The sequence below is a fragment of the Hydrogenophaga sp. FG152 genome (assembly GCF_057809615.1).
Window position 1 is genome coordinate 155,134 of record NZ_JBMDKH010000013.1, and the last position, 15,368, is coordinate 170,501.

General features: G+C 67.9%; 12 protein-coding genes and 1 pseudogene. 6 read left to right on the forward strand and 7 right to left on the reverse strand.

Going from position 1 to position 15,368, the window contains the following annotated elements:
- Positions 1-37: 37 nt before the first annotated feature.
- From ACODTB_RS16675 to ACODTB_RS16690, 4 genes are all read right to left on the reverse strand, one after another.
- A complete protein-coding gene (locus ACODTB_RS16675) occupies positions 38-4,411 on the reverse strand; it encodes a hypothetical protein (protein WP_488929491.1) in 4,374 nt (1,457 codons plus the stop codon).
- A 128-nt stretch (positions 4,412-4,539) separates the two neighbouring features.
- Positions 4,540-5,445, reverse strand: coding sequence for a DMT family transporter (locus tag ACODTB_RS16680; RefSeq protein ID WP_291121990.1), 906 nt, complete (start codon positions 5,443-5,445; stop codon positions 4,540-4,542).
- Positions 5,446-5,502: 57 nt separating this feature from the next.
- Positions 5,503-6,093, reverse strand: a complete 591-nt coding sequence (locus ACODTB_RS16685) for a MarR family winged helix-turn-helix transcriptional regulator (RefSeq protein WP_488929492.1) — start codon at positions 6,091-6,093, stop codon at positions 5,503-5,505.
- Between the two features lie 11 nt (positions 6,094-6,104).
- Positions 6,105-6,626 carry a flavin reductase family protein gene (locus ACODTB_RS16690; RefSeq protein ID WP_291121155.1) on the reverse strand — a complete coding sequence of 174 codons (522 nt, stop codon included), beginning with the start codon at positions 6,624-6,626 and terminating at the stop codon, positions 6,105-6,107.
- Between the two features lie 86 nt (positions 6,627-6,712).
- Here ACODTB_RS16690 and ACODTB_RS16695 point away from each other — a divergent pair, with 86 nt between their 5' ends.
- The 5 genes from ACODTB_RS16695 to ACODTB_RS16715 are packed head-to-tail and all read left to right on the forward strand — an operon-like array spanning position 6,713 to position 12,032.
- A complete protein-coding gene (locus tag ACODTB_RS16695; RefSeq protein WP_291121157.1) occupies positions 6,713-7,765 on the forward strand; it encodes a 2,5-dihydroxypyridine 5,6-dioxygenase NicX family protein in 1,053 nt (350 codons plus the stop codon).
- Positions 7,762-8,556, forward strand: coding sequence for an alpha/beta fold hydrolase (locus ACODTB_RS16700; protein ID WP_291121159.1), 795 nt, complete (start codon positions 7,762-7,764; stop codon positions 8,554-8,556). The genes ACODTB_RS16695 and ACODTB_RS16700 overlap by 4 nt, the downstream gene beginning before the upstream one ends.
- Positions 8,557-8,577: 21 nt before the next feature.
- Entirely contained in the window at positions 8,578-9,819 is a 1,242-nt protein-coding gene (locus tag ACODTB_RS16705) for a serine hydrolase domain-containing protein (protein ID WP_488929493.1), read from the forward strand.
- A gap of 33 nt (positions 9,820-9,852) precedes the next feature.
- Entirely contained in the window at positions 9,853-11,109 is a 1,257-nt protein-coding gene (locus ACODTB_RS16710) for an acyl-CoA dehydrogenase family protein (protein WP_291121164.1), read from the forward strand.
- Between the two features lie 41 nt (positions 11,110-11,150).
- Positions 11,151-12,032 carry a M14 family murein peptide amidase A gene (locus ACODTB_RS16715; RefSeq protein WP_291121165.1) on the forward strand — a complete coding sequence of 294 codons (882 nt, stop codon included), beginning with the start codon at positions 11,151-11,153 and terminating at the stop codon, positions 12,030-12,032.
- Positions 12,033-12,036: 4 nt separating this feature from the next.
- On the opposite strand, the gene ACODTB_RS16720 is transcribed toward ACODTB_RS16715, so the two are convergent.
- The gene (locus tag ACODTB_RS16720; protein ID WP_488929494.1) at positions 12,037-12,984 is read right to left on the reverse strand and encodes a LysR family transcriptional regulator; all 948 of its coding nucleotides are present in this window, start codon (positions 12,982-12,984) and stop codon (positions 12,037-12,039) included.
- 101 nt (positions 12,985-13,085) lie between these two features.
- On the opposite strand from ACODTB_RS16720, the gene ACODTB_RS16725 reads away from it, so the two are divergent.
- The gene (locus tag ACODTB_RS16725; protein WP_488929495.1) at positions 13,086-14,252 is read left to right on the forward strand and encodes a mandelate racemase/muconate lactonizing enzyme family protein; all 1,167 of its coding nucleotides are present in this window, start codon (positions 13,086-13,088) and stop codon (positions 14,250-14,252) included.
- Here ACODTB_RS16725 and ACODTB_RS16730 read toward each other — a convergent pair.
- Together ACODTB_RS16730 and ACODTB_RS16735 are read right to left on the reverse strand one after the other, a co-directional pair.
- Complete coding sequence (locus ACODTB_RS16730) at positions 14,221-14,583, reverse strand: hypothetical protein (RefSeq protein WP_488929496.1); 363 nt, start codon at positions 14,581-14,583, stop codon at positions 14,221-14,223. The genes ACODTB_RS16725 and ACODTB_RS16730 overlap by 32 nt on opposite strands.
- A gap of 19 nt (positions 14,584-14,602) precedes the next feature.
- Positions 14,603-15,040, reverse strand: a pseudogene (locus tag ACODTB_RS16735) (M30 family zinc metallopeptidase); the annotation flags it as partial.
- Between the last annotated feature and the right edge of the window lie 328 nt (positions 15,041-15,368).

Here is a 15,368-nt window from a genome sequence, read left to right on the forward strand (position 1 = left end):
CCTCGGAACTGACGATTGACTTACACCGTGCGGACTCTCACTCGTTGGAGATCAGCAGGCTGATCCGGTGTCTCGGGACGAGGGTGGCGCTGTTGCTGCGGGTGAGACCTTGACTGTCGCCCCCGTCCTCTTCGGCGGCGATCCTGCGGTCGGGATCGCGCCAGCGCTGTAGGGCCACGTCTTCCGCCTGCCGCCTGCTGGCGCTGCGTTTCAGGGCCGACAGCGCCATCAACAGATCAGGCCCGCCCTTCTCCGCAGCCTCTCTCAGCAAGTTCAGCGCATGGGGCTTGTCGGTGGGCGGCGGCAGGCCGCGGGATCTGAACTCGACCTGAATCCAGTGCCAGGCCCGCTCCGGGTTCTGAAGAATCGACTCCCGAAGCTGAGGCACGCTCATTTGGCCCAACGTCCGGAGCCTTGTGACCAGATCTTTGTAGGTGGCCGCCTCGATACCGGGATAGAGCGCCTGCATTTTCTGCAGCTCGGTGGCGCTGGCGTTGTGTTGAGTCAGGAATTTGGACGACCAGGGCGAATGGCCTCGCGCTTTCTGGCCGTTCCTCAATTGTTGGAGTTCGGCCTGGATCGCCTTGGTGTTCTTGTTCTGCGCTTTCGTGACCCGGGCCACCAGCCAGGCCGGTGCGATCTTTCTGAGCCAGGACGGCATTCTTCCCTTGCGCCAGGCGAGAGCGGCGCGGTAGGTCTTGAGCCGCTCCGCGGATATGGCGCCCAGCTCACGCGAGGGTGGGTTCAGACCGTGCTTGAGTTTCTCCAGGCGGAAGTACGCTTTCAGGTGCATGACGCAGTCCTCTCCACCCAACGAATCCCCGACGCGCTTTTCGGCAGCGGTGAGCATCTCCTCCAGGCAGTCCAGGGCCGCCTTGCGCTGCTTGGAGTCTTTGCTGAGAAGCGCCTTCTGCAGTGCTCCGGGCGTGCTGTAGTGGGCGAAGCGCTCGGCAAACGCCTGCGCATCGGCGGGGACAGGTGCGGTGGGCGCGCGCCCCATCATCCGGTTCGCGCTCTGCAACAGCGCGGCACGGTAGATCGGCTCGTCCGACCGGCGCCACAACTGCTGGAGCGAAGTCGACGACATGGCAACCTGGGGTGGATGGCCACCCAGGCACCTCTCGAACAGGTGGTGGAGGAACGCACCTTTCTTGTTCAGGCGCCACCGCCCCAAACCCAGGAAGCCGTGGCCATGCAGCTTCTCGGTCGACAGTTCCTTGGCCAACACCAAAGCGTGCAGCACCTCCGGCTCGGCGAGGGAGCGGCCTTTCGTTTCGCATCGCTGGCGAAGCTCGCGCAAGGCGGCGAGCCGGCACAGGGCCTTGGGCATGCTGCGGTCGGTGGGATAGGTGTGGAGTGAGGCCACCACCTTGGAGAGGGTCTGGGCCTGGAGCTTCTCGGACACGGTCAGAAATTTCTGCAGCGCCTGCAGCACGGCATCCACATTTCCCGCATCGATGTCCTTCTCGGCCGGAACGCCGATGGCGGCACGCAAGTCTGCACGCTCGTCTTCGGGCATGCCTTGAGCAGCGGCATCGACCAGGGCTCGAACCTCGGGCAAGAACGCGCCTTTTTCAGCGGGCTTGCTGGCCTTGCAAGCGAGCACGAGTGTTGAAAAATGGTCTTGCAGAAACAGGGCGCTTTGCTGCTGCACGGCCTGAATGTTCTCTTTCTGTTTGGGGGAGGCGCCTGGCTTGCTGCTCATGCTGTTCTCTTCTTGCTTGGGAGCGGCGCTCGGCTTGCTGCTCATGCATTGTTCGAAGAGGGACCGGATGAAGACGCCTTGCTTGTTCAGGCGATAGCCCCCGAAACCGAACACACCACCGCCCTCGCCAGCACCGACCGCGCGGGTGTGAAGCTTCTCGGCCGACAGTGCCTTGGCCTGCCTCAGAGCATGCTCGACGTCTGGCCGGTCCAGTTTGCAGCCCTGCATTTCGCATCGCATGCGCAGCTCACGCAGGGCCGCGAGACGACACAGGGCCTTGGGAAAGCGGTTGCTGGTGGGATAGGCGTGGAGCGATGCCACCACCTTGGACAGGGTCTGGCCGCGGAGCTTCTCGGACACCGTCAGGAACTTCTGGAGCGACAGCAGCACGGCATCCGCGTTCTGCTCATCGACGTTGCCATCGGCCGCGATGCCAAGCGCGGTGCGCAAGGTCACCTCCTCTTCTTTTGGCATGCTCTGGGCGGAGGCATTCACCAGGGCTTGAACTTGGGGCAGGAGCGAGCGTTTGCCCGTCGCGTCGCTGGCCTTGTAGATGGCGATGAACGAAGGGAGGGTGTCGGTTTGCAGGGGCACGTTCGCGGCCCATTGCTGCAGCACGGCCAGGAGGTTTCCCGTGTGCCTGGGCAAGATCCCGTAGTCGTCCTGAAGCACTTTCTGATGGGGGAGCGTGGCCAGGTCATCGCGCAGACACCCCTCGAGGTTGCGCCATTGGCCGGCATGGATCCATCCGGCGATGTCGGCGCGCGCCATCGCTTCCCGGTGCATACCGTAGCGATGGATGTCCAGCAGGTCCCAGGCATCGTCGGGTGTCTTCATCACGTAGAGCCCATCCGCGCACAGCTGCCGACGCAGCATCGGCTGGAAGCCGGCATCGTGCCAGTGATGGCGGATGAGCCGCGGGGTCAGCGAGGACTTGCGAAGATCGCCCATGTCGGCGCCGGGTGCGAGGTACTGTGTCCAGCTTGGCTTGGCGAGATGGCAAGGCGCCGTGATGTCCGCCGGCTTGTGCCCCAGGTCCCCCCATCGCTCCCACACGGTGAGCTGTTTCGAGGCAGGCTTGTCCGAGCACGCATGGAAACGGCGCAGGGCCTCGGTTTCCGAGGACAGGGTTGCCTGCGAGGCCAATCGCTCGATGCGCGGGATGAGCGGTTCGCTGTCGCCTTCGATGGCCGCATCGACTTCTGCCGGGGAAAGCCCCAGGTCGATCAGCATCTGCCGGGTCTGCTGCTGGGTGTCCGGCGTCAGAAGCCGGCGGACGAGATCGTGCGCGATCGCCTGGATCGGGCGGCCGAGGGGTGGTCTGGACAGGCCGGGCATCTTGTCGGCGCTTCGCTCATGAAGCGCGGCGATGGTGCGGCAGGTCTTTTCATGGCGTTTCTGGTGCTCGTTCTTGATGTTGGCGCGAATCCCGTACCACATCATGTAGGCGCCCGCGAGGAAGATGCCGACAAGACCAGGGATGCCCATGCCTGCGGCGCCAAACAGGGCGGCACCGCCCAGCGCGGTCAGGGCAACGCTGGCCACGGCACTTCCCAGGCTGGTACCCCCATAGATGCCACGGACCCAGCCATGCAGGTCGAGCAGATCGGTATCGAGCCGCGCCAGCTCACGCCACTGATGGCGGTGCGCCATCAGCTCGGCCAGCTCGGGGCAATGTGCTCCATGCGCCACAAACACGTTTTTGTCGAACTGCTCGGCCTTCGCCAGTGCTTTGCGGCTTCTTCGTGCGTCCAGGCCCTCCAGGATCGCGTGCGCCAGATGGAAAACGCCCGTGAGTATCGTGAGGGACGCGGAGAGATAGGGCAGGGTGGTGGCCAGACCTTTGGCGGGGCCCGCGAGCGGCTCGCTGCTGGTGGACATCCCGCTGATCGCCGCCGTCGGGACGGTCTTGAGAAGAGACAGTCCCCCCAACCCGACGTCTCGCACGCCAGCGATCATGCAGCGAGGGACGAGGTAGCCTGGCTCCAGGCAACGATGGAAGGTGGCGGTGTGGGTGTGCACCAGCTCCTGCAATCGGGCCCGGGCCTTCTCGACCAAGGCGCGGTCCGGCGCTCGTTGCGTTTCCAGCGCGGCCAGGGCCTGCAGGCCGGACACCGCATTCAGGTAGACGTGGCAGTCCTCCAGCTCCTGCCGATGGCTCACCAATCCGCCGCGGACACCGTCCCAGGTGATCTTGGAGTCGCCCGCCTGGCCCAGGCCGGCGATCATCGCCGGCAGGTAGTGAAGCCCGGCGTTCGGGTGCTCGGCGCCGGTCTGGAAGTCGATGCTTGTGCCGTAGCCGGGTCCGACGGTCGCGAACAACAGGACGCACCACACCGGGTAGACGTGCTGGGCGGACAGGAGGTCGGTGGGGGCGGGTTCTGGCGGGCCGGCGTCGAAATCCTGCAGAATGGCCGCCACCTGCCGTTGGATTTCGGGTGACGGCTCGTTGGTCTTGCTTCTCTCAAGGGAGAAGGGGGACGGAAAGAGAAAGCGGGAGGTCTGACTGAAGGGGGAGATCGCCGTGGACAAGGAGTTGTTCACGGAGCGATGCTCACTGCGGACGTCGTCGAATCGGGCGTCGGGTTCGGTGCACAAAACGGCATCGCCGACCAGAAGCAGCGACTCCTCATCGGATGGCTCCGCACCGTCGTCGCCCATGGCGGGAAACACGCGGTTATCGGTTGATGACAGATTGATGCTCAAAATGACCCCCCGGTTCCGTTTCAGCAATGAAGGCGCTGAAACTAGGTAGTGAGGAAGGTCACTGGCCGGGTTCGGTCAAACCGCCCCGGGATTTCCCGGGTTCCCACCGCGCGAATGCGCAGGCGTGCTCAGCCGCGCCGGCTCACCAGCACGATGCCCAGCGCCACGCCCGCCAGCGCCACCACCAGCTGGGGCGTGAGCGGCTCGTTGAGCAGCACCACGCCGAACACCAGTGCGAACACCGGGGTGAGAAAGGTGAAGGTGGACATCTGCGTGGCGGGGTAGTGCCGCAGCAGCCACATCCAGGTGAGGTAGCTCGCGAAGGCGCCGACCACGGTCTGGATGCCCAGCGAACCCCAGGCGCGCGCCGAGTAGTCGAGCGACCACACCTCGCCCAGCGCGAGCGAGATGAAAGGCGCGACCACCGCCGTCACCGCCACCTGGTAGAACAGGGTTTTCTCCGCGCTCGCGCCCGAGAGCTTCGTGGCGCGGATGGTGAGCGTGGTTAGGCCCCAGAGCGTGCCCGCGGCCAGCGCCATCGCATCGCCCAGCCACGCGCCGGCCACCGGCGAGCCGTGCATGAAACCTTCGCTGAAAGCCAGCGCCACGGCAGCGAAGGCGATCACCAGGCCCACCCACTGGATGCGCCGCAGCCGCTCGCCTGGCACCACGCGCGGCAGCAGCAACGCCACCACGAAGGGACTGGTGTAGAGGAACACGGTCAGGCGCGAAGCGCTGGTGTGCAGCAGCCCGAGGTAGATGAAGGCGAACTCGCCGGCGAACAGCGAACCCGCCAGCAGGCCGGCCTTGAGCGTGCCGTCGCGCGCGAACAGCGGCACACCACGCGCCTGGCACCAGGCCCAGATGAGCACGGCCGCGCCCCAGAAACGCAGCGAGGCCTGCCACAGCGGCGGCACCTCGGCCACGGTGTCCTTGATCAGGATCTGCTGGAAACCCCAGAAGGCGCAGCACACCACGAGCAGGGTGATGGCGAGGGAGTCGAGGTGGGTCTTGCGGTCAGCCGGTGAAGTCATGCCGGCGATTGTCGGCGCGCGCCGATGTCCCGGCTGTCGCGTGGGCTTCGTGTGGGGTCAGCCGGGCTGCGCGAGCCGGCGCAGCTGGTCCTTGAGCCGGCGCACCTCGGCCGCGCTCAGGGTGCCGAGCACCGCCGCTTCGTGCTCGCGCGCCCGCGCGATCAGCGGCGCCACCTTCTTCTGCCCCGCGGGGGTGATGTTCACCAGCGTGCGGCGCTGGTCGTCCGGGTCGTCGCGCAGCGCCACCCAACCCTGGGCGGCCAGGCGCTGCACGAGTTTGGTCACCGTGGGTTGCTGGCTCAACACCTCGAACGCCAGCTGGCCCACCGGCATGGGTGGACGGCCGGTGAGCGTGGCCAATGCGCGCCATTCGATGCTGCTCAGGCCGGCGTCGCGCACCACGGCATCGAAGTCCTTGAACAGCGCATGGTTGGCCTGCCCGAGCAGGTAGCCCAGGTAGTCGTCCGTGAAGCGTGCACCCCCACGCTCCACCGCTGCGCGGGTCGCTGCCCCCCGAGGGGGTTGTTCCGCCTTGGGGCGGCCCGGCGGCGCATGCGGGCCCCCACGCTCCACCGCTGCGCGGGTCGCTGCCCCCCGGGGGGGCTGTTCCGCCTTGGGGCGGCCCGGCGGCGGAACGTGTTCGTTCACGGAGCGGGTGTTCACAAGGGGTGTTCGGTGTAGAAGCGCCCGCCGTGAAAGAGCAGCGGCGAGGCCTCGGGCCGATGTCGGCAGCGCTCCACCTCGCCCACGAAGATCACGTGGTCGCCTTCGGCGTACTGGCTGCGGTTGAAGCACTCGAAGCTCGCGGCGGCGCCATCGAGCAGCGGCGCGCCGCTGGCCCCGCTGGTGAAACCCACGCCGGCCCAGCGGTCGGTGTCGCGCGCGGCGAAGCGCTCGGCCAGCGCCTGCTGGTCGGCCGCCAGCACGTTGATCGCGTAGTGCCGGCCATTCGAGAACGCGGCCATGGAGCCCGCCGCGCGCGCCAGGCTCCAGAGCACCAGCGGCGGCGACAGCGAGACCGAGTTGAAGGAGTTGGCCGTCAGGCCCACGAGATCGCCTCCGTCGGTGCGCGCGGTCACGATGGTCACCCCGGTGGCGAACATGCCCAGCGAGGCGCGGAACTCGTGCGCCGAAAAGTCAGGGGGCCGGGCCTGTTGGCCGGCGGAGCGGGCTGGGGACATGGTTGGAATTTATATGAAAATTCATGAATAATGGCAACGCCGGCTGCAAGACCCTGACGCGGTCCGGCCCAAGACAAGGAAAGCCCATGCTGCAGGAGCGGACCGAACCCGCCTGGATCGATGCCTTCGAAACCGTGCTGCGCCGCTGCGCGGTGCAAACCGGCGATACGGTGGCCATTCTCGGCGAAACCCAGAGCCGGCCCGTGCTGATGGAACTGGCGCGGCTCGCGGCGGCCCGCCTGGGGGCGCGCAGCTTCACGCTCACGCTGCCCTCGGTGTTCAGCACCGGCGAGCCGGTCTCGCGCTCCACCGGCGCCAGCCCAGCCCTGCAGCAACTGGCGCCGGTGATCGCCGCGCTGTCGGGCAGCACGCTGGTGGTGGACTGCACGGTCGAGGGCCTGATGCACGCGCCCGAGCTGCCCGCCATCCTGAAAGGCAATGGCCTCATCCAGCCGCGCGTTGTGTACGTGAGCAACGAACACCCCGAGGCGCTGGTGCGGCTGCTGCCCGACGACGCGACCGAGGCGCGTGTGAAGGACCATGTGAAACGGGTGCGCGGCGCCAAGGCCTTGCGCGTGAGCTCCGCCGCCGGCACCGACCTCACCATCTCGCTGCAGGGCGCGGTGGTGGGCGGCAACTGGGGCAGCACCACGCGCGCCGGCACGCTCACGCATTGGCCCGGGGGCATGGTGCTGGCCTTTCCGGCGGCCGGCAGCGTCAACGGCACGCTGGTGCTGGCCGAGGGCGACGTGAACCTCACCTTCAAGCGCTACATCGAGCGCGCCATCGTGCTCACGATCGAGAACGACCACGTGACGCGCATCGAGGGCAGCGGTGTGGACGCCGAGCTGCTGCGCAGCCACTACGCGGCCTGGAACGAGAAGGAAGCCTACGCGGTGAGCCATATCGGGTACGGCCTCAACGAAGCCGCGCGCTGGGACAGCATGGCGCTCTACGACAAGCGCGACTTCAACGGCACCGAGCTGCGCGCCTTCGCAGGCAACTTCCTCTACAGCACCGGCGCCAACGAAGTGGCCGGGCGCCACACGCGCGGCCACTTCGACTTCCCTCTGCGCGGCTGCACGGTGGCGCTCGATGGCAGCGTGGTGGTCGAGGCTGGCCGGGTGGTGGCCGCATGATTCCGCGCTTCACGACCCTGGGCAGCGGGCCCACCGTGCTGATGCTGCACGGCATCGGTGGCGGCCACGTGGCGTTCGCGCCGCAGGTGGAAACGCTGGCCGCCGCCGGTTACCGCGCGGTGGCCTGGGACATGCCGGGCTACGGCCACAGCGCGCCCATCGAGCCCTACACCTTCAAGGGCCTGGCGCAGAGCTGCATCGACCTCGTCGACGCGCTGCAATGCGAACACGTGGTGCTGCTGGGCCACAGCATGGGCGGCATGGTGGCGCAGGAGGTGGTGGCGCGCCGGCCCGAGCGTGTGAGCCGGCTGGTGCTCTGCGGCACCTCGGCCGCCTTCGGCAAGCGCACCGACGGCCGCAGCGCCGACGCCTGGGCGCAGCAGTTCATTGCGCAGCGCACCGCACCGCTGGACGCGGGCCAGAGCATGGCGGAGGTGGCGCAGCGGCTGGTGCCGCAGATGGTCGGCCCCGGCTCCCTGCCCGAGGGCCTGCGCCTGGCCGAGCACTGCATGGCTGGCGTGCCGGCCGCCACCTACCGCCGCGCGCTGGACTGCCTGGTCACCTTCGACCGACAGGCCGCCCTGGGCGACATTCGCGTGCCCACGCTGCTGATCGGCGGCGAGTTCGACCGCGTGGCCGCGCCCGCGGTGATGAAACAAATGGCCGAGGCCATTCCCGACGCGCGCTACGCCGAACTCAAAGGCATCGGCCACCTGATGAACCTGGAGGCGCCCGACGACTTCGACGCGCTGCTGCTCGACTTCCTGGCGCAGACGCGCGCGCTGCACTGAGCGGCGCGTCCAAGGCGGTCCATGCGGCGAATCCACCTTGCGCTGGCCACCGCTCTGGTGCTGGCCGCGCTGGGGGCCGGGGCCGAGCCCGACGAGGCGCTGCTGGGCAAGGCCCAGGGGTATCCGGTGGGCAACGCCACCACCTGGGGCAACAACCCCTACCGCGTCGGGTCCTGGTCGGCGCTGGACCGCGTGCCGGGCGTGCACGTGGCCCGGGTGGCGCCGGCATCGCATGCGCGGCCGCTGCCCGCCATGGCCGCACCGCCGGCCGTGCACTACCGCCACCGTGAGCACAGCTACTCGCTGGACGACTACCTGGAGCACCAGCGCGCCACCGGCCTGCTCATCATCAAGGACGGGCAGATCGTGGCGGAGCGCTACCGCTACGGCCGCGAACCCGGCGCGCGCTTCCTGTCCTTCTCCATGGCCAAGAGCGTGACCTCGCTGCTGGTGGGCATCGCCCAGGCCAAGGGCCTCATCGCCTCGCTGGACGACCCGGCGGAGAAGTACGCCCCCGCGCTGGCGGGCACGCCCTACGGCGCCACGCGCCTGCGGCACCTGCTCACCATGACCTCGGGCCTGCAGTTCAGCGAGCGCTACGACGGCAACGACGACGTGACGCGCCTGGCCGTGGCCTTCATGCAGTCGCCCCGCGGGGCCATGGAGGTGTTGCAGACCATCACGCAGCGCAACGCGCCGCCCGGCGAGCATTTCGCCTATGCCAGCAGCGAGACCGAGGTGCTGGGTTACGTGTTGCGCGGCGCCACCGGCCAGGGCCTGGCCGCGCTGACCCAGGCCTGGCTGTGGCAGCCCATGGGCGCCGAGCACGAGGCGTTCTGGCGCACCGGCGGCGACGGGCAGGAAGGCGCCTTCGCCTTCTTCAGCGCCTCGCTGCGCGATTGGGGCCGCCTGGGCGTGCTGCTGGCCGACAACGGCCGCGTGGGTGAGCACCAGGTGGTGCCGCGCGATTACCTGATGGACGCCACCGACGAGTACCGGCAGAGCCATGCGCTGCGGCCCGGCCGCACCATCCCATATTACGGCTACGGCTACCAGTTCTGGCTGCTGCCCTTCAAGGAGCGCACCTTCCTCATGCGCGGCGTGCACGGGCAGCACCTGTTCGTGCAACCCGCCAGCGGCCTCGTGATGGTCGTCACCTCGGCCTGGGAGCATCCGGGCGGTGGCGGGGACGACAACGCCCGGGCCGAAACCGACGCGCTCTGGCGCGGCGTGCTGGCCTCGCTGGGCGGGCGCATCGACTGATCTTTCTTCCCCTCGTTTTCAAGGGACACACCCATGGACGCCTTCCCCTCCCTGAGCTTCACCCCCGCCGTGGGCGACCTGCCCTTCACCCCGCTGCAGCGCGAGCTCCTGCAGCGCGCCCACGCGCTGGGCCGCGACCGCTTCGCCGCGCGCGCGCCGCAATGGGACCGCGAGGCCAGTTTCCCGTTCGCCAACTACGACGACCTGCGCGAGGCAGGCTTCCTCCGGCTGTGCGTGCCCACCGCGCACGGCGGCCTGGGCGCCGACTACGCCACCTACATGATGGTGGCGGCCGAGATCGGCCGCTTCTGCGGCGCCACCGCGCTCACCTGGAACATGCACATCTGCAGCACCATGTGGACCGGCGTGCTGGCCGACGGCATCGCCATGACCGAGGCGCAGCGCGCCGAACACCTGGCGCGGCGCGAGCTGCACTTCCAGCGCATCGTGAACGAGGGCGCCGTGTATGCGCAGCCTTTCAGCGAAGGCAGCGCCGCCGCCGCCGGCCGCGCGCCCTTCGGCACCACCGCGAAGAAGGTCGAGGGCGGCTGGCTGGTCAACGGCCGCAAGATCTTCGCCAGCCTCTCGGGCGCGGCCGACTACTACGGCATCCTCTGCACCGAAGACAAGGGCGACGACCACCCTGACGCGCGCGACACGCTCTACATCAGCGTGCCCGCCACCAGCGCGGGTTTTTCCATCAGCGGCGAATGGGACCCACTGGGCATGCGCGGCACCGTCAGCCGCAACCTCGCGTTCAAGGACGTGTTCGTGAGCGACGCCGAACAGCTCATGCCGCGCGGCATCTACTTCAAGGGCGCGCAGACCTGGCCCGCCATGTTCTTCACGCTCGCGCCCACCTACCTCGGCATCGCCACCGCGGCCTACGACTTCACGGTGAAGTACCTGCGCGGCGAGGTCCAAGGCGAGCCGCCGGTGAAGCGCCGCCAGTACCCCACCAAACAGATCGCGGTGGCGCAGATGCGCATCCAGCTCGAAAGCATGAAGAGCCTCTTCCTGCGCGCCATCACCGAGGCCAGGCCCAATCCCACGAAAGACGAGAAGCTGCGCCTGTACGCCGCCCACTACAGCGTGATGGAAGGCGCCAACGACATCGCGCGCCTGGCCCTGCGCACCTGCGGCGGCCAGAGCATGATGAAACACCTGCCGCTGGAGCGCCTGTACCGCGACAGCCGCTGCGGCGCGCTCATGCTGCCCTGGACCGCCGAACTCATCCTCGACCGCATGGGGCGCGAGACGCTGTACGAGGCCGGCGAGCGCGACGAATGAACGGGGAACGAATGGCGGGGCCAGGCTCCTAGAATGCCGGGATGTTCCAAGCCCGCCGGTTCCCTTCCGTTCTGCCGCTGTGCCTGGCGCTGCTGGGCCTGTTGAACGCCCACACCCAGGCGGCGGCGGCCCACCCTTGCGAAGCCCTGGTCGCGCGCCTGCCTAACCTGAAGCGGGCGCTGTGCGACGCGGCCGAACTCAAGGCCACGCCCGGCCGCTCGGTGCAGGGCCGAACGATCTATGCGCGCGACGTGAGCGCGCCCGACGCGAAGCTTCGCGTGCTGGTGGTCGGCGCCATGCACGGCGACGAACTCTCGTCCGCCGCCGTGGCCCTGCACTGGATTCAGCACGCCGTGCAGATGCCGGCCAACGCGCACTGGCGCTTCATCCCCGCGCTCAACCCCGACGGCCTGCTGGCCCGCCCTGCGCGGCGCACCAACGCCAACGGCGTGGACCTCAACCGCAACTTCCCCACGCCCAACTGGCAACGCGAAGCCAAGGTGTACTGGGAGCAGCGCACCCGCAAGGACCCGCGCCGCTGGCCGGGGTCGAGCCCGCTGTCCGAGCCCGAATCGCGCTTTTTGCACGACGAGATGGCGCGCTTCCAGCCCCACCTCATCGTCAGCATCCACGCACCCTACGGCGTGCTCGACTTCGACGGCCCCGGCGTGCCGCCGCCCAAGCTCGGGCGCCTGTACCTCGACCAGGTCGGCATCTTCCCCGGCAGCCTGGGCAACTACGGCGGCGTGCACCAGGGCATGCCGGTGGTCACGGTCGAACTGCCCAGCGCACTGCGCACGCCGTTGGACGCCGAGATGCGCCAGATGTGGATGGACATGCAGCGCTGGATGGGCGAGCGCCTGCGGCCCGAGGACGCCGCCCCGCTGGTGCTGCCCGTGAAAGCCGACCGCAAGACCGGCTGAACGCTCAAGGCGCGGTGGTGGCCGCGTGGCCGCGCACCAGCGACCACAGTGCTTCGGCCGACTCGGTCATCTCCATCGGCTGGCGGTACAGGCGGACCTGCATCGCGAGCGCCCATTCGTCGCCACCGGCGACCACGAGCTGGCCGCCCGCCAGCTCGGCCGCCACCAGGCTGCGCGGCAGCCACGCGACGCCCCGGCCTTCCAGCGCCATCGCCTTGAGCACCACCGCGTGGTGCGCGGCGAACACCGTGTGGTGCTGCACCTCACCACCGAGCAGCGGGCGCAGGCAGGTCTGCAGCATGCGGCCCAGGCCCGACGAGGCGTGGTACGCGAGGATGGGCAGGGGCTCCTGCGCGGGCCTGGGTTCGCCCAGGCGGAAGGCCGGTGCGCCATCGGGCCGCGCGGCCGCGACGGGCAGCAGCGTTTCTTCGCCGATGGGGTGCATGGGGTGGCCCGAGGCTTCCAGCCGACCCGGCACCTCGGGGTGCCCATAACAAAGCAGGAACTGCACACTGCGCTGCAGCATCAGGTCTTCGCAGGCCTCCAGGTTGTTGGAATGCATCTGCACCATGCGGGGGCCCAGCGTCTGTTCCACGAGCGAAAACCACGAAGGAAAAAACGCCAGCGACAACAGGTGCGTGGCCGCGAAACGCAGGCCGGCGGCGGCCTCGTCGTGCGCCGCGCGCGCCAGGCTGCGCGCCGACTCCAGCCGGCCCAGCAGATCTTCGAGCAAGGGCTTGAAACGCTGACCGGCCGGCGTGAGCACCGCAGGGTGCGCGCTGCGGTCGAACAGCGGCACGCCCGCCCATTCTTCGAGCGACTTGATGTGGCGGCTGAAGGCCGGCTGCGCGATGTGGCGCGCCTGCGCCGCGCGGGAGAAATTGCCACTCTCGGCCAGCGCGAGGAAATCCTCCAGCCATTCGAGGTCAAGGGGTCGGTTGCCGGGGCCCATGGGCGAAGCGATAGTTGTATGCGATTCGGGTATTGGACGCGGTGCGGTCCGCCGGGAATGATGCCACCCATTCCCACTTCCTTCACCCCTGCAGCTGCACCATGAAAATCGTCGACATCGCCGAATCCACCCGCCCCATCAAGTCGGACATCCGCAACGCCTACATCGACTTCTCCAAGATGACCCTGAGCCTGGTGGCCGTGGTCACCGACGTGATCCGCGACGGCCAACCCGTGATCGGCTACGGCTTCAACTCCAACGGCCGCTACGGCCAGGGCGGCCTGATCCGCGACCGCTTCCGCCCGCGCGTGCTCGAAGCCGACCCGGCCAGCCTGCTCGACGAGACCGGCGAGAACCTCGACCCGCACAAGGTCTGGGCGCAGATGATGATCAACGAAAAACCCGGCGGCCACGGCGAACGCTCGGTGGCCGTGGGCACCATCGACATGGCCGTGTGGGACGCCGTCGCCAAGATCGCCAACCAACCGCTGTACCAGCTGCTCGCCGAGCGCTACGGCAGCGGCACACCCAACCCGCGCGTGTTCGTCTACGCCGCCGGCGGCTACTACTACCCTGGCAAGGGGCTTGACGGCCTGCGAAAGGAAATGGAAAGCTACCTGGAGCGCGGCTACTCGGTGGTGAAGATGAAGATCGGCGGCGCGTCGCTCGCCGACGACTGCGAGCGCATCGAATCCGTGCTGAAGATCCTCGGCCCCGGCCAGCAGTTGGCGGTGGACGCCAACGGCCGCTTCGACCTGAAGACCGCCATCGACTACGGCAAGGCGATGTCGCAGTACCCGCTGTTCTGGTACGAAGAAGCCGGCGACCCGCTGGACTACGAGCTGCAGGCCGAACTCGGCAAGGTCTACGCCGGCCCCATGGCCACGGGCGAGAACCTGTTCTCGATGCAGGACGCGCGCAACCTGATCCGCCACGGCGGCATGCGTCCGGACCGCGACTGGCTGCAGTTCGACTGTGCGTTGAGTTACGGCCTGGTGGAGTACCTGCGCACGCTGGAGATGCTCAAGCAACACGGCTGGTCACCCAGCCGCTGCATCCCCCACGGTGGCCACCAGATGTCGCTTGCCATCGCGGCCGGCCTGGGCCTGGGCGGCAACGAAAGTTACCCGGATCTGTTCCAACCCTACGGCGGGTTCCCCGATGGGGTGAAGGTGGAGCAGGGTTATGTGACCTTGCCCGCGCTGCCGGGGATTGGCTTCGAGGGCAAGGCGGATCTCATTTCGGAGATGCGGGCGCTGGCTTCGTGAGGCGGGGTGTGAAGTCCAGCACCTTGAGTGAAGGAAGTCGCGCTGTTGACGGCGTCGCTTCGTGGACCACTTGCCCTTTGATTTTCACGACCTGGTTTTGATGGTTTTCGGCCTTGGAACGGTGCAAGCCCAGAAGCTCCCACTGTTCCGTGTCGGAAACCACAACCACGGTTTGCACGAAGGGTTCGTTCCCTTTCAGCACCAGCGTGCCTTCGATTTCGATCGTGCCAGCGCTCGCCACACCGCCTTGACAGGCAACAGCCAGTGGCAAACTGGCCGTGACCGCGAAAGAGGTCAGCCACCGGCGCATCGACGGGAAGTTCTTCAGCATCGCTGGCGCTCCCGGGCTTTCAGTGAATGACCACGGAGAGGGATGCACCCGGAGGAACTCTCACCGAATCGATGTAGGTGCCGGTGACGCGTTGCCGCACGACAGGCAAGGTGGCCAGCGACTTGATCTGTGTGGGGGCTGACGAAGGCAGAACCCGCTGGCTCTTGAAGGCGAACGCATTGATGGCGGGAACACTGAAACCACTTTCCGATCGCGCCGGGAATCCGTAGCCGGTCGGCGCACTGGCCGCCGGCAGCACGCCTGCCGCGCTCACGGTGAAGCGCCGGAACTGCTGCGCCAGCGAGGACGCGGGTGCTGCCACCTTGATGGCGGCGTCCAGCGCAAGGAGGGAGTTTGCCTGGGACTGCGTCAGCAGGTTTTTGAAGAATCCCACGCCCAGTTGCCGCACGAGGAACCCGCCAAACGATCCCGACACGGAGTAGCTGTCGCAAGTGCCCGAATAGGGTGAACGGCTGTGTGTCGCCCACCACGTGGACCGTTGAAGCTTGTGGGCTGCTGATCAGTGAGCGAGCGCGACCTTGTGCATCAAGGATGGCCTGGTGCCACCCGGCGCGATTGAACTCCGCAATGCTTGCCTTCGTCGGATCTTCCAGTTGCGACGCAGAAGCGGTGAACGGATCACTGGCGGAGAAGTTGGGGATGGAGCCCGATGGGAGCGGCACGGCGGCCGTGCTTTCGTTGGTCAGGATCAGCTGCACGTCCTGCCCGGCTAGGTGTTGATTCTCAGGAGGTTGTTCATGGCCGGAATGCGGCTCATGGGCGGC

Bases quoted from the DNA above. Each gene is read 5' to 3' on its own strand.
- ACODTB_RS16680 (WP_291121990.1), bottom strand. From the start codon at position 5,445: ATGACTTCACCGGCTGACCGCAAGACCCACCTCGACTCCCTCGCCATC.
- ACODTB_RS16690 (WP_291121155.1), bottom strand. From the start codon at position 6,626: ATGTCCCCAGCCCGCTCCGCCGGCCAACAGGCCCGGCCCCCTGACTTT.
- ACODTB_RS16695 (WP_291121157.1), top strand. From the start codon at position 6,713: ATGCTGCAGGAGCGGACCGAACCCGCCTGGATCGATGCCTTCGAAACC.
- ACODTB_RS16700 (WP_291121159.1), top strand. From the start codon at position 7,762: ATGATTCCGCGCTTCACGACCCTGGGCAGCGGGCCCACCGTGCTGATG.
- ACODTB_RS16705 (WP_488929493.1), top strand. From the start codon at position 8,578: ATGCGGCGAATCCACCTTGCGCTGGCCACCGCTCTGGTGCTGGCCGCG.
- ACODTB_RS16710 (WP_291121164.1), top strand. From the start codon at position 9,853: ATGGACGCCTTCCCCTCCCTGAGCTTCACCCCCGCCGTGGGCGACCTG.
- ACODTB_RS16715 (WP_291121165.1), top strand. From the start codon at position 11,151: ATGTTCCAAGCCCGCCGGTTCCCTTCCGTTCTGCCGCTGTGCCTGGCG.
- ACODTB_RS16720 (WP_488929494.1), bottom strand. From the start codon at position 12,984: ATGGGCCCCGGCAACCGACCCCTTGACCTCGAATGGCTGGAGGATTTC.
- ACODTB_RS16725 (WP_488929495.1), top strand. From the start codon at position 13,086: ATGAAAATCGTCGACATCGCCGAATCCACCCGCCCCATCAAGTCGGAC.
- ACODTB_RS16730 (WP_488929496.1), bottom strand. From the start codon at position 14,583: ATGCTGAAGAACTTCCCGTCGATGCGCCGGTGGCTGACCTCTTTCGCG.